This window comes from Planktothrix paucivesiculata PCC 9631 (genome assembly GCF_900009265.2).
In the GTDB taxonomy this organism is placed as follows: Bacteria; Cyanobacteriota; Cyanobacteriia; order Cyanobacteriales; family Microcoleaceae; genus Planktothrix; species Planktothrix paucivesiculata.
In genome coordinates, this window is record NZ_LR735021.1 from 250905 (window position 1) to 266616 (window position 15712).

A 15712-nucleotide genomic window follows, 5' to 3' on the forward strand; every position below is an offset into this window, starting at 1 on the left:
ATTAAGGCGACTCTTATTTTTATCTTTAACCTTTGGAACGGGACTGACGGGGCTCGAACCCGCAACTTCCGCCGTGACAGGGCGGTGCTCTAACCAATTGAACTACAGTCCCTTGCTGTCGTTCTTTTTTTTGCGACAATTTTTATTATTACTGCTTTTTTCTAATTTGTCAAGCCTTTCTAGGAAAATTTTTTTCAGGGGGCTTTGGGCTGAGTTGGGCAGTGAAAGCTAAACTGAAAAAAAGATATGGGGAGGGATTCTCAGTGAATATAGGGCTGAAGCCATTCGATAGGTTAACCCAGGCTGAACTCAATATCTGGGTGAAGGAAGGACAACAACGGAGTCAACTCGGCCAGTTACCCAGCTATATTCCCCAATTAGCCCAGGTGAACCCCCAGGAATTTGTCGTTAAAATCCTGACGATCCCAGGCCCATCCTATCAGGCGGGGAATGAAGCCCTGCGATTTCCGGTAATGAGTGTGATCAAGTGCTTTCTATTATTGAATCGACTGCTGGAATTGGGGGAGGAGCGGGTATTCCAACGGGTGGGGGTGCAACCTTCCGATCAGCCGTTTAATTCCCTGGAACAGCTAGAGTCCGATGGCGGATGGCCCCGGAATCCGATGATTAATAGTGGGGCGATCGCCCTAGCCGGATTGCTCCCCGGAAAGGATGCGGATACTCGCTGTCAGTATCTCTGTTCCTGGTTAAATCAATTCGGCGATTGTCAGTTAGTCTTAGACCGAGATATTCTGGAGTCCGTGCGTTCAGCCCCCAACGCCAAAAACCAAGCCCTGGTTTCCACCCTGGCGGCTGCGGGTTATTTGGAGTATCCCGAGATCACCCTAGATACCTATAACCAAATCTGTTGTTTATCGGCCACCATTTCCGATTTAGCAAAATTGGGTTTGTTATTACTAAAACCGCCCAATCCCCAGTGGCAAAATGCCAGTCGGATTGTCAAAGCTTTAATGATGACCTGTGGGCTATATGAAACATCAGGACAGTTTGCGGTGAAGGTGGGAGTCCCAACTAAATCCGGGGTGAGTGGGGCGGTATTATCAATTATTCCTGACCTGGGGGCGATCGCTTGTTATAGTCCTCCCCTTGATTCCCAAGGAAATTCTATGGGAGGTTTATTTTTGATTGAAAAAATGGTTGAAACTGTGAACTACCCACACTTCTCTAGGAGTAAGTGTGGGCTTCTAGCATCAACGGGGATAGCATCAGAAGAAACAGAAGTTTGTTCCGGTGACTGACATCCCCTCAGACTAGCAGTATCGCTGGTTCCCAACGATAAAACTTGTACTGAGCATAGTCGAAGTATCCGCAAGGCTTCATTTTTGATATTGATCGACGCATTAATATCACGGTCATGGGTAGTTTGACAATGTTCGCAAGTCCAACTTCTAATATCAAGTGGTAAACTACCGACTTGATTTAGACAGACGTTACAAGTTTTAGAAGAAGGGAAAAACCGATCAATTTCGATATAGGTTTTCCCTTCTTTTTCGGCTTTGTACTTGAGCATTGTACCAAACATTCCCCAACCACAATCGCTAATTGACTTGGCTAGTTTATGGTTTTTAACCATATTTTTAACTCCTAGATTTTCTACAGCAATCACTTGGTTTTCGTCAACTATCTTGCGGGATAGCTTGTGTAGAAAATCTTCTCGGCCACGAGCAATCTTAGCGTGGACTTTGGCAACTTTTAATCTTGCTTTTTGTCTACTATTACTTCCACTTCGACTACGCTCAGTGCAAGCCTTTTGTTTACGAGATAATTTTTGTTGTTTTCGCTTTAAATTGCGTTGATGTTTAGCAAAGTGTTTGGGGTTACTATATTTATCTCCATCGCTGGTGATTGCCAAGTGTGTTAATCCTAAGTCAATGCCAATTGCTTTTCCATTGGTTGATGAATTAGGTATTTCCTTACCGTCATCAACTAACACCGATGCGTGGTATTTCCCATCACGATTCTTTGAGATAGTAACGGTTTTGATTAGCCCTTTAAATTCTCGGTGGCGACGACAATAAATTAACCCCACTTTACCGGGTAATTTCAGGTAATCCCCTTCAAATTTAACACTTTGGGGATAACTGATTGATTGTCTGCCATGCTTGGATTTGAATTGAGGTAATCTTGCCCGTTTCTCAAAGAAGTTTTTGTAAGCGGTAGACAAATTGAGAGCGACAACTTGTAAGCATTGGGAGTAAGCATCTTTTAACCAAGGATATTCCTTTTTGAGTTCAGGTAACAATCCTTGAATTGCTTTTCTGAATAATCCTTTTCCCGTTTGCTTATAGGTTTCTTGACACAAATTTAGGGCATAATTCCAATACCAACGGCAACAACCAAAACTTTTGGCTAAGGTAATCTGCTGTTCAGTCGTTGGATAGATTCGGAACTTATACCCTTGAAACATTGTTACTTTCAAAACTCTTTGATATACTCTAACATATTATTGTTAATTTTGTCGGGATTGACCGACCAAAATTAACTTGGGGGAGTCCATGTAACCCACACTGATTTGGTGGTTGTTTTTTTGTTTTGTGAAATTCAGTGTGGGACTTATCGCTCCCCCAAACCCCCTCGTCAGTTAAATTTGAGTCTGTTTAATTAATTGATTTTTATAGTATTGAGAATCTAACATCCTCCTGTAGCCTTCGGCAAGGAAGGGCTAGTTACGATACAATTCAACTAAAAGCTACTCTAAGTATTATGACAAGCACAGAACAAGCCCCACTAACGACCGAAACAAACGATGAGCTCATTGAGTCTGCCATGGCGACGGTCAAACCCTCAGAAGAAATTGAAGCCGTCCTGGCGGGGTTAGCCCAAGACCAGAAGGTCATGGTCAGCAATTCCGAAACAGCTAAGGTTTGGCAGTTTGAATACGGGACGGTGGAGGTTTTTGTGCAACTCACCGGAGAAACTGATGAAGATACTCTCACGGTTTGGGCGACGGTACTCAAATTTCCGGTTAAAAATGAAAATCAGTTAATGCGAAGATTATTAGAAATGAACTGGTTATCGACATTAGAATCCCATTTTGCGATTACTAATGATCAAGTTGTGGTTTTATCTAGTCGAACTTTAGCCGAAATATCTGCCACCGAAATCTCACGTATTATTACCATTGTGGCAACAATTGCCGATAATAACGATGATAGCTTACAAGCCGAATTCGGTGTCTAATATTTGGCGTTTAATTCCCGTATTTAAAGCCTCGGGACATCTACAAATGGCAATTGACCATTGGTTGTTTCGTCAGCATCAACAGGGAAAACACCCCCCTACTTTACGGTTTTATCTTTGGGAACCTGCGAGTATTTCTTTAGGTTATCATCAGAAATCTTGGCCGGAACATTGGCAACGGTTAACCTGGCAAAACCAACCTTTAGAGTTAGTTAAACGTCCCACCGGAGGCAGGGCAGTTTTACATCAAGGGGATTTAACCTATGCGGTGATTGCTTCGGAATTACCCGAAAATTCTAGGGCAGCCTATCAAACAGTATGCCAATTTTTAATTGACGGATGGCGATCGCTCGGCTATGAACTCCATTATGGTTCCACCGAACGGGGATATATTCACAACCCCAACTGTTTTGCCACCGCCACCGCCGCGGATTTAATTTTATCCGATGGTACTAAATTAATTGGAAGCGCCCAACTCAAGAGTAATGGGACAATCCTACAACATGGCTCCATTCGATTAACCCCCGATGCGGAACTGTTTCGTCAGGTATTTGGTCGGGAAATGCCCTCACCGACTTTAAGCACTTTACCCTCGGGAGAGGAGTTGATTTCAACGGTCATTGATGGCTTGGCGGTTGCCGCCCGGTTTTGGTTCGGGGGAGAATGGGTAATCCAACCCCTCTCGGAAACGGAATTACAGACCATTCAAACCGAGTATTCAAGCCATTGGGGCGTATTTTCTGACCCCATGGTAGTTTAAGATTAGCAAGGAAAACCCACCCCAGTTAAAGATAAAAAAATGGATACAAAAGCATTTAGACGTTCCTTACAACAGTCCCAAACCTATCATCGTAAAGGCTTTGGTCATGAGGAAGAAGTGGCAAATGTCATGAACTCCGCCTATCAAAGTTCTTTAATTCAAGAAATTAGAGAGAATAACTATAGGATGAAACGGGGAAATGTTACGATTCAAATGGCTCAATCCTTTGGGTTTTGTTGGGGTGTGGAACGGGCTGTCGCCATGGCCTATGAAACTCGTCAACATTTCCCGACGGAAAATATTTGGATTACTAACGAAATTATTCATAATCCTTCGGTGAATCAACATTTAAAGGATATGAAAGTGGAGTTTATTCCGGTTGAAAATGGGAATAAGAATTTTTCCGTGGTTGATGCGGGGGATGTGGTGATTTTACCGGCTTTTGGAGCCAGTGTTCAAGAAATGCAAACCTTGAACGAAAAAGGCTGTAAAATTGTCGATACGACTTGCCCTTGGGTGTCTAAAGTTTGGAATAGCGTTGAGAAACATAAAAAAAGAGATTATACCTCTATTATTCATGGAAAATATAACCATGAGGAAACCGTTGCTACCAGTTCCTTTGCAGATAAATATTTAGTAGTTTTGAATTATCAAGAAGCGGAATATGTGTCTAATTATATTTTAAATGGAGGCGATCGTCAAGAGTTTTTAGCAAAATTTGTTCGGGCTTATTCGGAGGGTTTTGATCCCGATCAAGATTTAAGACAAATTGGTATTGCTAACCAAACCACTATGCTGAAAAGTGAAACCGAACAAATCGGCAAACTGTTAGAGCATACGATGATTAAAAAATATGGCCCCGATCAATTAAATAATCATTTTCAAAGTTTTAATACCATTTGTGATGCTACCCAAGAACGTCAAGATGCCATGATTGGCATACTAGATCAACCGTTAGATTTGATAGTTGTGATTGGAGGATTTAATTCTTCTAATACCACCCATTTACAGGAAATGTCCGTGGAAAAAGGAATTTTATCCTATCATATTGACTGTGCCCAACGCATTTTAGAAAATAACCAGATTGAACATAAACCCTTGGGTAAGTCCTTAGAAATTCAAGAAAACTGGCTTCCTGATGGGGAGATTGTAGTCGGAATTACTTCCGGTGCATCAACTCCTGATAAAGTCGTGGAAGAAGTAATTGAACGAATTTTTTCACAAAAACTTTCTCTAGTTTAAGGTTAAAAACTAAGGAAATTGACTCTCCCCTGATTAGGATAATCAAGCTAGGTTATAATCATCCCGATTAACTTTTCCCGCCTTGATTATCCTAATTTTATTAAACCCTAAAGACACAAACAAAAAAATATAATGAGTTTCCAGACTCCCATCCTTTTCTTATGATTCAATCAGCAACAAAACTCTTAAATGTTGATCAATTTATTACTGAATATGGTGATAGCGATCGCCATGAATTAATAGATGGGGAGTTAATTGAAATGGAACCGACTGGACTACACGAACAAGTAGGAGCTTTTATCAGTCGAAAACTAAATGTAGAAATTGATCGTCAAGACCTGCCTTCCCTAATTCCCCATCGTTGTTTGATCAAACTATTAGGAACAGAAACCGCTTTTCGTCCCGATCTCATTGTATTAGATCAAACAAAACTGATTGATGAACCCCTATGGGAACAAAAACCTATAATTACATCAGGAAAATCCATTCAACTCATTGCTGAAGTTGTCAGTACCAACTGGCAAAATGATTATGCCCGGAAGGTGGAAGATTATGCTTTATTTGGAGTTGCTGAATATTGGATTATTGATTATTTAGGAATAGGAGGTAGAGAATATATTGGTAAACCAAAACAACCTACTCTTACTATTTGCAATCTAGTCGGTGATCAGTATCAAAAACAATTATTTCAAAATAATGATTTATTGGTTTCATCAATCTTTCCCAATTTAAAAATCACCGCCCAACAAATTTTTGCAGCAGGTCGTATCGTGTAACATTATGACCTTGAATAACTTTGAGTGTAAAGGTTGTTTCTCTAATATAATCAGAATTGTTTCAACTCACGGGCGATAGATTAAATCCCTTCAACATAATTAGCTCAGAACTCGTGCTTGGGCAATTTCTCTATTACCAATAGCCCGAATTTGAGAACTAAATAAAGAAATAATAGTAATTGTTTGACCTGTGAGGGTCATAAATTCTACTTCGTATCCTAAACCTTCTTGATGGACTAAAACTACAGTACCAATATCGCCTGCTTTTAAATTATATTCGGCTAAATCATGGGTTAAAACCACTCGGTCTAATTCAGTAATCATATTAGTTTAGTTAATTTGATCTGAGGATTTTATTCTAGTGGATATGCGCTAACCAGTCTAGGATTATCATCTCCGGTGGCAATAAACCAAACAGAACGAACTTCTGGGTTCCTACCATCTGGGGTCATGAGTATACCCTCAATAACGTACCGTGTTCCAAAAGGAGATGTTTCGATTTTAGCTAATTCATGATCAGCAGCATGATTGATGAAAGCTTTAGCCATTATTTCCCAGGAATTAACCGTAAACCCAAACCGGAGAAAAAAATTTGCCTTACTTTTGCCATCAGGATGAGTCGGTGACAGTAAATATTCTGTAATTTTTTTCTGTGGAACTATGGCTTGCCGATAATTGGGTAGTTTCAAGCAATTTCTCCCATAAAATTTTTGAGTTAATCAAATCAATGATATTATCTCAAATGCCAAAAAACTGGCTAAAAATTAGGCCGTTGATTCCTAATCAACCCATCAAATTATCTTGCCAATTTAAGACGCTGGAGAATCGCTGGTAAAATAAATATGACCTAGGGTTTTTCCCTGATAAACTCGTTTAGTTAAACGCCAACCGGGTTCTAAAATTATTTTAGCGAAACCACTGGTAAATCCGTAGGTTCTGCCAATAATAATCGGTGGCGCGTAGACATCAGCCCGGGACTGGGCGACCAGCAAAATATCATTAGGGGTACTTTGAACACTCAACGCATGGGAGAGCACCAAATCTGTCCCAGCCATTCTCACCGAATAACCGTTACTATCGGTGGCCCGTCCACAAATCCCAGTAAAATCAAAATTCAGCAGTAATGGATCAATCATCGTGGGTTGACTACCACTCTCACTCCAACAGGGGCGACTATCCGAGACCTGTTCCACAATAACTAAAGTATGTCCAAAGGCGCGGGGGACAGCGATCGCCACAAATCGATCCTGTTCTACCTCTTTTTGATCAAAATCAACCGCGATCGCATTTAAGCTAAAACCCAGGACTGATATCCCGATGATCAATGCTGTAATAGTTTGCTTTAGTGATAGTTTCATCTGGATTTTTGCACCGTCTAATGGCAACAAGAACTGACTCTAAATATTTTCTAAAATCCCACGGGAACCACTAACCCTTCCCGTGCCATAATTGCTTGGGGAGATATGGCCTGGACTTCCTGTTCTATCTGATCCAAAAAGTCATCGCTATGGCTAGGGTCGTGATGGAAAATCACTACTCGCTTGACTCCGGCAGCTTCAGCCATTTTTACCGCCTCTTGCCAAGTGGAATGTCCCCAACCGATTTTCGGAGATTTAGGATTATGATATTCCTCATCGCTATACATGGCATCGTAGATCAAAATATCGGCATTTTGAGACAGATTTAGGACATTTTCATCCAAGCCATCGGGGAGATGTTCAGTATCGGAACAATAAACCGCCGTGCGTCCCTTCCAAGTCACCCGATATCCCATGGCCGTATTCGGATGGTTCAGTTGTCCGGTTTCAATCAAAATATCATCCAACATCATCGAGTCTCCGGGCTTGAGTGTATAGAATCTCAAGTCTCCCTGGAGTCCCGTCAGGGGAACAGGGGAATTCGGATGCAAAATCCGGTCAATAAAATGTTGTTTCATCGACTCCCCATCCGGCGGAATTGCCCCATAAATATGAAAACAATTACCCCGCATAAAAGCCGGGGTAAACAGGGGAAATCCTTGAATATGATCCCAGTGGTAGTGGGTAAAAAACATATAGGCTTCCACCGGAGTTTCTTTAAGTAAATCATCTCCTAGGAGTCGCAGGCCAGTTCCGCCATCAAAAATCAAGCGTTTACCAGCCACTCGCATTTCCAAACAGGAGGTATTGCCCCCATAACGAATCGTCTCTTTTCCGGGGGTGGGAATACTGCCCCTAACCCCCCAGAATTGGATCACAAAATCCTCGGGTTTCGAGTCGGGAGTCGATAAATTAGAGAGCTTCTGAGGGTTAGCCCCCACAGACGATAGGCTGGTTTCCATTTTATTCTTCAGGCTTCAAAGTTCCACACTGACCATGATGACGCAGCAAATGATCGCACAACACAAGGGCAACCATTGCTTCCACCATTGGCACGGCCCGAGGTAAAACACAGGGGTCATGCCGTCCTTTCGCCGATAACAACGTTTCCTCTCCCTCCTGGGTGACGGTGCGTTGCTCCTTCCGAATTGTAGCAGTTGGCTTAAATGCTACTCGGATAATAATATTTTCTCCATTGGAAATGCCACCCTGAATTCCACCCGATCGATTGGTTACGGTTCGGACACTACCCACAGGATCAATATAAAATTCATCGTTATGTTGACTGCCTGTGAGCAGAGTGCCCGCAAAGCCCGAGCCAATTTCAAACCCTTTACTCGCGGGTAAGGACATTACCCCTTTCGCTAGATCTGCTTCTAGTTTATCAAATACTGGAGATCCGAGTCCTAACGGAACATTTCGAGCCACACATTCCACTACCCCACCAATGGAGTCCCCCTGATCTCGAACCTGTTCAATCCGTTCTATCATGGTTTCGGCACAATTGCCATCGGGACAACGGACAATATTACTTTCTACTTGAGCTAGGGTAACGGTATTGGGATCAATCACTCCCTCGATATCTTGAATCCGTTTTACATAACCAATAATTTCTACCCCGGCATATTGTTTGAGGATTTGTTTGGCGATCGCCCCGGCGGCCACCCGTCCAATGGTTTCTCGGGCGGAAGATCGCCCCCCCCCTTGCCAATTTCTAATCCCATATTTGGCATCATAGGTGGCATCGGCATGGGAAGGGCGATATTTTACCGCCATATCACTATAATCTTGGGGGCGAGTATCCTGGTTCCGCACCATAATCATAATCGGGGTTCCCAGGGTTTGCCCCTCAAACACGCCGCTGAGAATATCACAGGTATCGGTTTCTTTGCGAGGAGTGGTAATCTTGCTTTGTCCGGGGCGTCGCCGATCCAGTTCCGCCTGAATATCTGTAATATCAAGTTTTAATCGGGGAGGGCAACCATCGATCACAACTCCCACCGCCCCACCGTGGGATTCTCCAAAGGTCGTGATCCGAAACAAATGCCCAAATGTGTTGCCCATAATGGTTGTGTTTATTTTGCCAAACTCTTTATTATAGCAGATCTGGAGCTAAACCAGACCTGGAACCTTGAGAAAATATGTACCTAAAGCTTGAGAGAGAAAACATGAGAGACGCGCCGTGGCACGTCTCTACGGATATCTCCCACCCCATGTTAGTCTTCGTGTTCTTCAAAGGGGTCGCGCAGGTCGGTAGAAGCAGGGCCAAAGGCTGTGTAGATCGCATATCCCGTCAGGGCGATCACAAACACAGCGATACAAATGCTTAGAGTTAATGCGGGTTCCATTATGATTAATCCCTTGTTATTCGTGTGCTTCTATAATAAAATAATTAGAAAACTTAAGACAATTTAACAATTGTTTCGATTCTGGAGTCAGGATATTGTGTTTAACCCGATATGGGGACACCTAAATCGGGTAACATTAGCCTAAGCCTCTCCGGTCTTCCCTCGCTTGAAGCGGTGAGAGTGTCCAAAATCCAGAAAAAATTTTGTTGACGTAAAAAATTTAGGTGAACTATGGCACAACGGACTTGGTTAGGAGATTTATTAAGACCTTTAAATTCCGAGTATGGTAAGGTTTCTCCCGGTTGGGGAACCACCTCCTTAATGGCAGTGTTTATGGGTCTGTTTTTTGTGTTTCTGTTAATTATTTTACAGATTTATAATTCCTCACTGCTGCTTGAAAATGTGGATGTAAACTGGGCTAATTTAACCCGCTAATTAAGTTTAAAATCCGGTTAATCGTGAACTGTGAGTAGCAATTTAGGCAATGGGTTTTAAGTATAATACCTAAAAATACTGACCTAAGTTCTGCATTTATGCTTGTTAAAAGTTGAAAGTCGCAGTTCACGGTTTTCTATTTATGACAATTATTTTTTGAAACTAAGGAGACTATTTTAGTGAATATATTTGGCATTGGTTTACCGGAAATGGCAGTAATTTTGGTACTGGCACTCTTGATTTTTGGGCCAAAAAAGTTACCGGAAATTGGCAGTAGTTTGGGTAAAGCCCTGAAAGGGTTTCAACAGGCTTCTAAAGAGTTTGAAGATGAATTTAAAAAAGAAGCTCAAAAGTTAGAAGAAACACCTAAAATCAAGCCAGAAACCAACTCAATTGTCGCATCTACTCCCACTGAAAATTCAGTCAATACCCTGGAATAATTAATAGATAAAATCAATAAATTAACGTTATTTAGCTATATCAATAATTATGATCATGGAGGTTACGCCCACTAAAACCTTAATTGTGCCTCAATTAATAGTGGGTTTAGGAAATCCTGAAAACAAATATGAACAAACCCGACATAATATTGGTTTTGAGGCGATAGATGCGTTAGCCAAGGCTTGGCGAATTCCCGTTTCAGAAAATCGCAAATTTAAAGGTAAATTTGGGGAAGGGGTGACAACATCAGGGGAAAAAATTAGACTATTAAAGCCTCTAACCTATATGAATTTGTCAGGACAGGCGATTCGTGCTGTCGTTGATTGGTATAAACTCCCTCCCACATCCGTATTAGTAATTTATGATGATATGGATTTACCATTAGGACGGTTGCGACTGCGGTTGTCCGGTTCAGCAGGAGGTCATAATGGCATGAAATCTACCATTTCCCATTTAGGAACCCAAAACTTTCCTCGGTTGCGAATTGGAATTGGTAAACCGAAGTCAATGACTGGAAACGGGGAAACGGTTTCTTATGTGTTGGGAAAATTTTCCTCACCAGAAATGCAAATCATGGAACAAGTTCTAAAATGGACAGGGGAAGCCATTGATTTGAGTTTGCATCAAGGTGTGGAAAAAGCCATGAGTTTATATAATAATCGGAGTCTTGTTGATAACCCAGAGTGAGTTCTAAAAGTTTACCTGAAACAACGGCGTATGTAAGAATTACGCGACAATCTTGGCACCAGGGTCTTCTCGAAGGGGAGGTCAGTGCTGGGGATTACGAGTGGCGATTTCAGTGGCGATTTCGACATACCAAAAAACTCACAATTCAACCGTCCCAAGGACGAGCTTTAATTCAAGAACCCCTAGGACGGTTTTTAGAAAAGTATGATTATCAATTAGAACCCGGTGGAGATTATTGCTTTACGGTTCGCGCTCAATTTTAGGTCAGGGTACAGGGGAAGCAAAGATCAAAATAGAATTTATTACCCTGGTTTACCGAATGCTATACTTATTTGAGAAAGTCTGAATTTAAAATGATAAAAAGCGTTACTATACCTATTTACAAATTTATAAAAAAGCAAAATCGTGCAAAGTATTTCAAAGTTTGATATTGCTAGCCAAATTAGCTGTAACCCTTACTACAAAACGTCGCTAGGTTCTGCCTATTTAGGTAATAGCTTAGAACTGATGAGAGAACTGCCCGATGAAAGCATCGATCTGATTTGCACTTCCCCACCTTTCGCCTTAGTCAGAAAGAAAGAATATGGCAATGTAGATGCTCATCAATACGTCGAATGGTTCAAGGCGTTTACCTATGAATTTTACCGGATTCTCAAGCCCCAAGGATCGCTAGTGATCGATATTGGAGGAACTTGGCTTAAGGGTTTTCCTGTGCGATCGCTGTATCATTTTGAATTAGTTATAGAGCTTTGCAAACCAAAATCAGAAGGGGGTTTAGGTTTTTTTCTCGCTCAAGAGCTTTTTTGGTATAACCCAGCGAAACTTCCTACACCTGCGGAGTGGGTGACAGTGCGAAGAGAAAGAGTTAAAGATGCTGTCAATACAATTTGGTGGTTATCAAAAGATCCCCATCCTAAAGCCAATAATAAAAGAGTTTTACGCCCTTACAGTGAGGCGATGAAAAATCTATTAAAAAATGGCTATGACGCAAAATTACGCCCGTCTGGACATGATATTTCTACTAAGTTTCAGAATGATCGCGGTGGTGCTATTCCTCCTAATATTATCGCCGATCCTTCATGTGAATCAGGTACATCGATTGGAAAACCCATATTAGGAGAATTTAATTGGATTTTAGAGAATGATTTAGCACAGCCTGTCAATATTATTTCTGCTTCTAATACTGCATCTAATGATTACTATCAAAGGCGCTGTAAAGAAGAAGGAATTAAAGCTCATCCCGCCCGATTTCCTCAAGCATTACCTGAATTTGTTATCGGACTTTGTACAGAACCCGGTGATTTAGTCCTTGATCCATTTGCAGGTTCAAATATGACTGGACGAGTTGCTGAAACACTGGATCGCCGTTGGTTAGCCTTTGAATTAGATGAAAATTATATTAAAGCATCACAGTTTCGATTTGAAGAAGATGCGCCATTGGTGGTTACTCCATTAAAAGACAGAAAAGCACTGAAAGCAAAAGCACTGACTTTAGCCCCTGATTATCTGGATAAATTATCTAAACTTGATGATCAAAATACTTATATCCAATTAGACTTATTTCAATCGCATAGTAATAATATGGCGGAACAAAAACTTAAATTTACTTATGGGCATCAGTTTGAACCTAAAACGATGAATTTACGGGAACTGATACAACTCTGTCTAAAGTGTCAACCTGATCGCCGTGTGCTACAGGATGAAATTGCCAAGCGTTACTATTCTAGCCACTCAACGCAAAATGATTTACAGAAAGGAGAAAATCGTAGCAAACTTGCTATGAATACATTTCTTTCCCTTCGTGCTTACAAGTTAGTTGAGTCGATTAATGATGATGATTGGCAGTATAAAGTAACAGATATTGCTAATGAAATATTAGAAAATCAGAGTGATGCGGATGAAGCCGCAACAATTTTTGCCCGTCATATCCTGACTAACTTAACTGGAATGTCTTTGCTGAAAGCAGTGGAAGCAATCAACAGTAGAGGCGATAAACCTAAATTAGATCTAATTGGTTACGAACTGCAAGAAATGGGATATTCTCTTTCTCCCAACGCCATTTATGTCAGCACTATGCGTCAATGGTTACAAGAAGCAGGGGTATTTGAAAAAACTTACGAAATCAATTGGGATCGAGTTTATGATATTTTAGAACTTGATAAAGACTATATTGATGAAATTTACACGCTTACCTCAGAGCAAAAGTATTTTCTATTAGCAATGCTCCAAATGAGTATTATAGAACTAACAAAATGGAATGATATTGTTAATTATGCGGTGAGCGTTTATAAAGTACGGTTCCCTTCTAAGTCATTTGTTAAGGATATTATTCAACCCTTAGTAGAAGTAGGTTTGATTGAAACGGAGAAAACGACGGGCGGACGTGGTGCTAAACCCAATTTGGTTAAGTTGACTGAAAAAGCCCAGCGAGAATTACTATCTAAACTGTTAGAATCGATTGCAGATATGACAGAAATATCTCAAACAGAACTCAATCGAAGTTTTGAAGATGTTGTTAATGATTTAGAGCATTCAGATAAACATATAAAAGGTAAAGCCCTAGAATTGTTAGCTATTTGGATGATTCGTTTAACGAGTCTTCGATTCACAAAATGGCGGAAACGGGACTATGAAACAGGACAAGGGGAAGTAGATGTTTTAGCTGCATCTGATCGTTTTGTCTATCATCGTTGGCAAATTCAGTGCAAAAATACCAAACGAGTCGATGTTGAGGTGTTAGCGAAAGAAGTAGGCATGACTTTTGTAACGGGTGCTGATGTCGTAATGATCGTAACGACTGGGGAGTTTACCAGAGATGCTTTTCAGTACGCTTATCGGATGATGGAAGTATCCCGTTACTATATGGTGTTGATTCAAAAAGAGGATATTGAGGCTATTAAAGAAGATCGAACCAATATTATCAAGATTCTTGATCGCCGCGCAAGGCGTGTATTTGCCAAAAAGGAACTAGGGTTAACTGATAATACAGTTGATGAGATTGAACTTGAAGAGGATTCACTGACAGAGTTTGATGGAATATTGACAGAGGAATAGAGAAACCTCTGGGAAGAAGGGAAGAACCTCAGTTCTTCAGTTAAAGCTGATTTAAAATAATACAATGACGGCCCGGACGTTGAATTAATTCATCCTGTTCAAGTTTAATCATCATGCGGGTAACACTAACTCGGGTCATGCCAATTAAATCAGAAATATCAGCATGGGTCAGACGCAAATCTATCAATAATCCTTCGGGTGTCAAACGACCAAATTTTTTTCCCAGCCATTTTAAACAATTAAATAAACGCTGTTCTGTCCCTTGGGTGTGGAGAATACTTTGCAGTTCTTCTGTTTGGCGCAGATGGGTTAAAATCCGATCCAGATAATTTGACCAATGAGTTGAAGGGATGAGACTAACTTCAACGGAGCTAACACATTCAATTTGATAGGGGTCAAGTTGAGAAACGGGTCTACCGACAATATCATTCTGTCCCCAATATCCTAAACTAATTAAAGTTCCATCTTCTTTCCATGTGAGGGTACGCACGACACCCCGTTCGATCTTCCATAGGGTATTAGACCAGAGGGGGATTTGTTCCCGGGGGTTAAAGGTACGGGGTCTGGAGGTTAACGCAGGATTAACAAGGGTTGAAATATTCACAGGAGATTCCTTGAATGCTTACTCCCAGCCTAAAGGTTTGAGGTTAAATTTAGGTTCACTCTCGGTTAAAATTCTCTGACATTTCCGAGAAGCCTGCATTATAATACGACCTGATTGCCAAAAAAATAATCGGCTACAATTCAATACATTTATAACTATCAGTTTGATATAATGTTAGAGTTATCTGCCCTTGGACTATTACAACAGGAACCTTTACATGGCTACCGACTAAAACAACGGCTGGAGTTATTTCTCAGTAGTTGTATGAGCGTTAACTATGGAGCGATTTACCCCTTGCTCAAACGTTTAGAAGAACGGGGTCAAGTTCAGGTTTTGTTAGAGGAGTCTGGAGATGGGGGGGCGAGTCGCAAAATTTATGCCGTAACTGCGGCTGGATGCGATCGCTGGCGGGAACAAATGTTGGAACATCCGCAAGAAAGCTGGGTTAAAAGTCGTGCTCGATTTTTAGTGAAGTATTTCTTTTTCGGAAGTTTAGAACCTGGGGAACGAGTCCAACTGATTGAAATTCGTTTAAGGGTTTGTTATCAACGAAAAACTTATTTAGATAGTCAAGAAATGGGAAAGTTGGTAACGGACTCTTTTCAAGTAGCAACTTGGGAACGTGCAAAAGTGATGCTGGAGTCAGAAATGGATTGGCTCCATGAATGTTTAGAAAAAGAAAAATCTACAGCCTCTACATCTATCTCTGGAAAGATGTAGACTGAGTTTAATATATTGTAACTTTAGACTTTAACTCTAATTTTATCTCAATTTAATGTCGTTTTGCTCCGTAAAAAGCAACCTTA

General features: G+C 41.0%; 19 protein-coding genes and 1 tRNA gene. 11 read left to right on the plus strand and 9 right to left on the minus strand.

Annotated features, from left to right (window positions below):
• Positions 1–38: 38 nt before the first annotated feature.
• Positions 39–112, minus strand: a tRNA-Asp gene (locus tag PL9631_RS18350).
• Between the two features lie 151 nt (positions 113–263).
• On the opposite strand from PL9631_RS18350, the gene PL9631_RS18355 reads away from it, so the two are divergent.
• Positions 264–1259, plus strand: a complete 996-nt coding sequence (locus PL9631_RS18355) for a glutaminase (RefSeq protein ID WP_231516780.1) — start codon at positions 264–266, stop codon at positions 1257–1259.
• On the opposite strand, the gene PL9631_RS18360 is transcribed toward PL9631_RS18355, so the two are convergent.
• The gene (locus PL9631_RS18360) at positions 1172–2428 is read right to left on the minus strand and encodes an RNA-guided endonuclease InsQ/TnpB family protein (protein ID WP_083622515.1); all 1257 of its coding nucleotides are present in this window, start codon (positions 2426–2428) and stop codon (positions 1172–1174) included. The genes PL9631_RS18355 and PL9631_RS18360 overlap by 88 nt on opposite strands.
• 296 nt (positions 2429–2724) lie before the next feature.
• On the opposite strand from PL9631_RS18360, the gene PL9631_RS18365 reads away from it, so the two are divergent.
• From PL9631_RS18365 to PL9631_RS18380, 4 genes are all read left to right on the plus strand, one after another.
• On the plus strand, positions 2725–3201 hold the full coding sequence (locus tag PL9631_RS18365) for a YbjN domain-containing protein (protein WP_083622517.1): 477 nt from the start codon (positions 2725–2727) through the stop codon (positions 3199–3201).
• A complete protein-coding gene (locus PL9631_RS18370; RefSeq protein ID WP_231516781.1) occupies positions 3170–3961 on the plus strand; it encodes a lipoate--protein ligase family protein in 792 nt (263 codons plus the stop codon). The genes PL9631_RS18365 and PL9631_RS18370 overlap by 32 nt, the downstream gene beginning before the upstream one ends.
• Before the next feature lie 39 nt (positions 3962–4000).
• The gene (locus PL9631_RS18375; protein ID WP_083622518.1) at positions 4001–5203 is read left to right on the plus strand and encodes a 4-hydroxy-3-methylbut-2-enyl diphosphate reductase; all 1203 of its coding nucleotides are present in this window, start codon (positions 4001–4003) and stop codon (positions 5201–5203) included.
• Positions 5204–5364: 161 nt separating this feature from the next.
• Positions 5365–5979, plus strand: a complete 615-nt coding sequence (locus tag PL9631_RS18380; protein WP_083622520.1) for a Uma2 family endonuclease — start codon at positions 5365–5367, stop codon at positions 5977–5979.
• Between the two features lie 99 nt (positions 5980–6078).
• On the opposite strand, the gene PL9631_RS18385 is transcribed toward PL9631_RS18380, so the two are convergent.
• From PL9631_RS18385 to psbN, 6 genes are all read right to left on the minus strand, one after another.
• Positions 6079–6303, minus strand: coding sequence for a DUF4926 domain-containing protein (locus PL9631_RS18385; RefSeq protein WP_026787069.1), 225 nt, complete (start codon positions 6301–6303; stop codon positions 6079–6081).
• A 29-nt stretch (positions 6304–6332) separates the two neighbouring features.
• Entirely contained in the window at positions 6333–6668 is a 336-nt protein-coding gene (locus PL9631_RS18390; protein WP_083622522.1) for a DUF6883 domain-containing protein, read from the minus strand.
• Positions 6669–6788: 120 nt separating this feature from the next.
• Positions 6789–7337: a DUF3747 domain-containing protein gene (locus tag PL9631_RS18395; protein WP_083622523.1), complete on the minus strand. Its 549-nt coding sequence runs from the start codon at positions 7335–7337 to the stop codon at positions 6789–6791.
• A gap of 50 nt (positions 7338–7387) precedes the next feature.
• A complete protein-coding gene (locus tag PL9631_RS18400) occupies positions 7388–8299 on the minus strand; it encodes an MBL fold metallo-hydrolase (protein WP_083622525.1) in 912 nt (303 codons plus the stop codon).
• A 1-nt stretch (position 8300) separates the two neighbouring features.
• Positions 8301–9401, minus strand: coding sequence for a chorismate synthase (gene aroC, locus PL9631_RS18405; protein ID WP_083622527.1), 1101 nt, complete (start codon positions 9399–9401; stop codon positions 8301–8303).
• A 152-nt stretch (positions 9402–9553) separates the two neighbouring features.
• Positions 9554–9685 carry a photosystem II reaction center protein PsbN gene (psbN, locus tag PL9631_RS18410; protein ID WP_026787065.1) on the minus strand — a complete coding sequence of 44 codons (132 nt, stop codon included), beginning with the start codon at positions 9683–9685 and terminating at the stop codon, positions 9554–9556.
• 231 nt (positions 9686–9916) lie between these two features.
• On the opposite strand from psbN, the gene psbH reads away from it, so the two are divergent.
• From psbH to PL9631_RS18435, 5 genes are all read left to right on the plus strand, one after another.
• A complete protein-coding gene (psbH, locus tag PL9631_RS18415; RefSeq protein WP_042151338.1) occupies positions 9917–10120 on the plus strand; it encodes a photosystem II reaction center phosphoprotein PsbH in 204 nt (67 codons plus the stop codon).
• A gap of 179 nt (positions 10121–10299) precedes the next feature.
• Positions 10300–10560 (plus strand): TatA/E family twin arginine-targeting protein translocase, encoded by a 261-nt coding sequence (locus tag PL9631_RS18420; RefSeq protein WP_083622528.1) that lies wholly within the window; start codon positions 10300–10302, stop codon positions 10558–10560.
• A 55-nt stretch (positions 10561–10615) separates the two neighbouring features.
• Positions 10616–11248, plus strand: coding sequence for an aminoacyl-tRNA hydrolase (gene pth, locus PL9631_RS18425; RefSeq protein ID WP_197046426.1), 633 nt, complete (start codon positions 10616–10618; stop codon positions 11246–11248).
• Positions 11245–11511 carry a DUF3146 family protein gene (locus tag PL9631_RS18430; RefSeq protein WP_083622532.1) on the plus strand — a complete coding sequence of 89 codons (267 nt, stop codon included), beginning with the start codon at positions 11245–11247 and terminating at the stop codon, positions 11509–11511. Before pth ends, PL9631_RS18430 begins: the two co-directional genes overlap by 4 nt.
• Before the next feature lie 142 nt (positions 11512–11653).
• Complete coding sequence (locus PL9631_RS18435; RefSeq protein WP_083622534.1) at positions 11654–14302, plus strand: DNA methyltransferase; 2649 nt, start codon at positions 11654–11656, stop codon at positions 14300–14302.
• A 40-nt stretch (positions 14303–14342) separates the two neighbouring features.
• On the opposite strand, the gene PL9631_RS18440 is transcribed toward PL9631_RS18435, so the two are convergent.
• On the minus strand, positions 14343–14906 hold the full coding sequence (locus PL9631_RS18440) for a Crp/Fnr family transcriptional regulator (RefSeq protein ID WP_083622536.1): 564 nt from the start codon (positions 14904–14906) through the stop codon (positions 14343–14345).
• A gap of 171 nt (positions 14907–15077) precedes the next feature.
• On the opposite strand from PL9631_RS18440, the gene PL9631_RS18445 reads away from it, so the two are divergent.
• Positions 15078–15626 carry a PadR family transcriptional regulator gene (locus PL9631_RS18445; protein ID WP_083622538.1) on the plus strand — a complete coding sequence of 183 codons (549 nt, stop codon included), beginning with the start codon at positions 15078–15080 and terminating at the stop codon, positions 15624–15626.
• Positions 15627–15712: the final 86 nt, after the last annotated feature.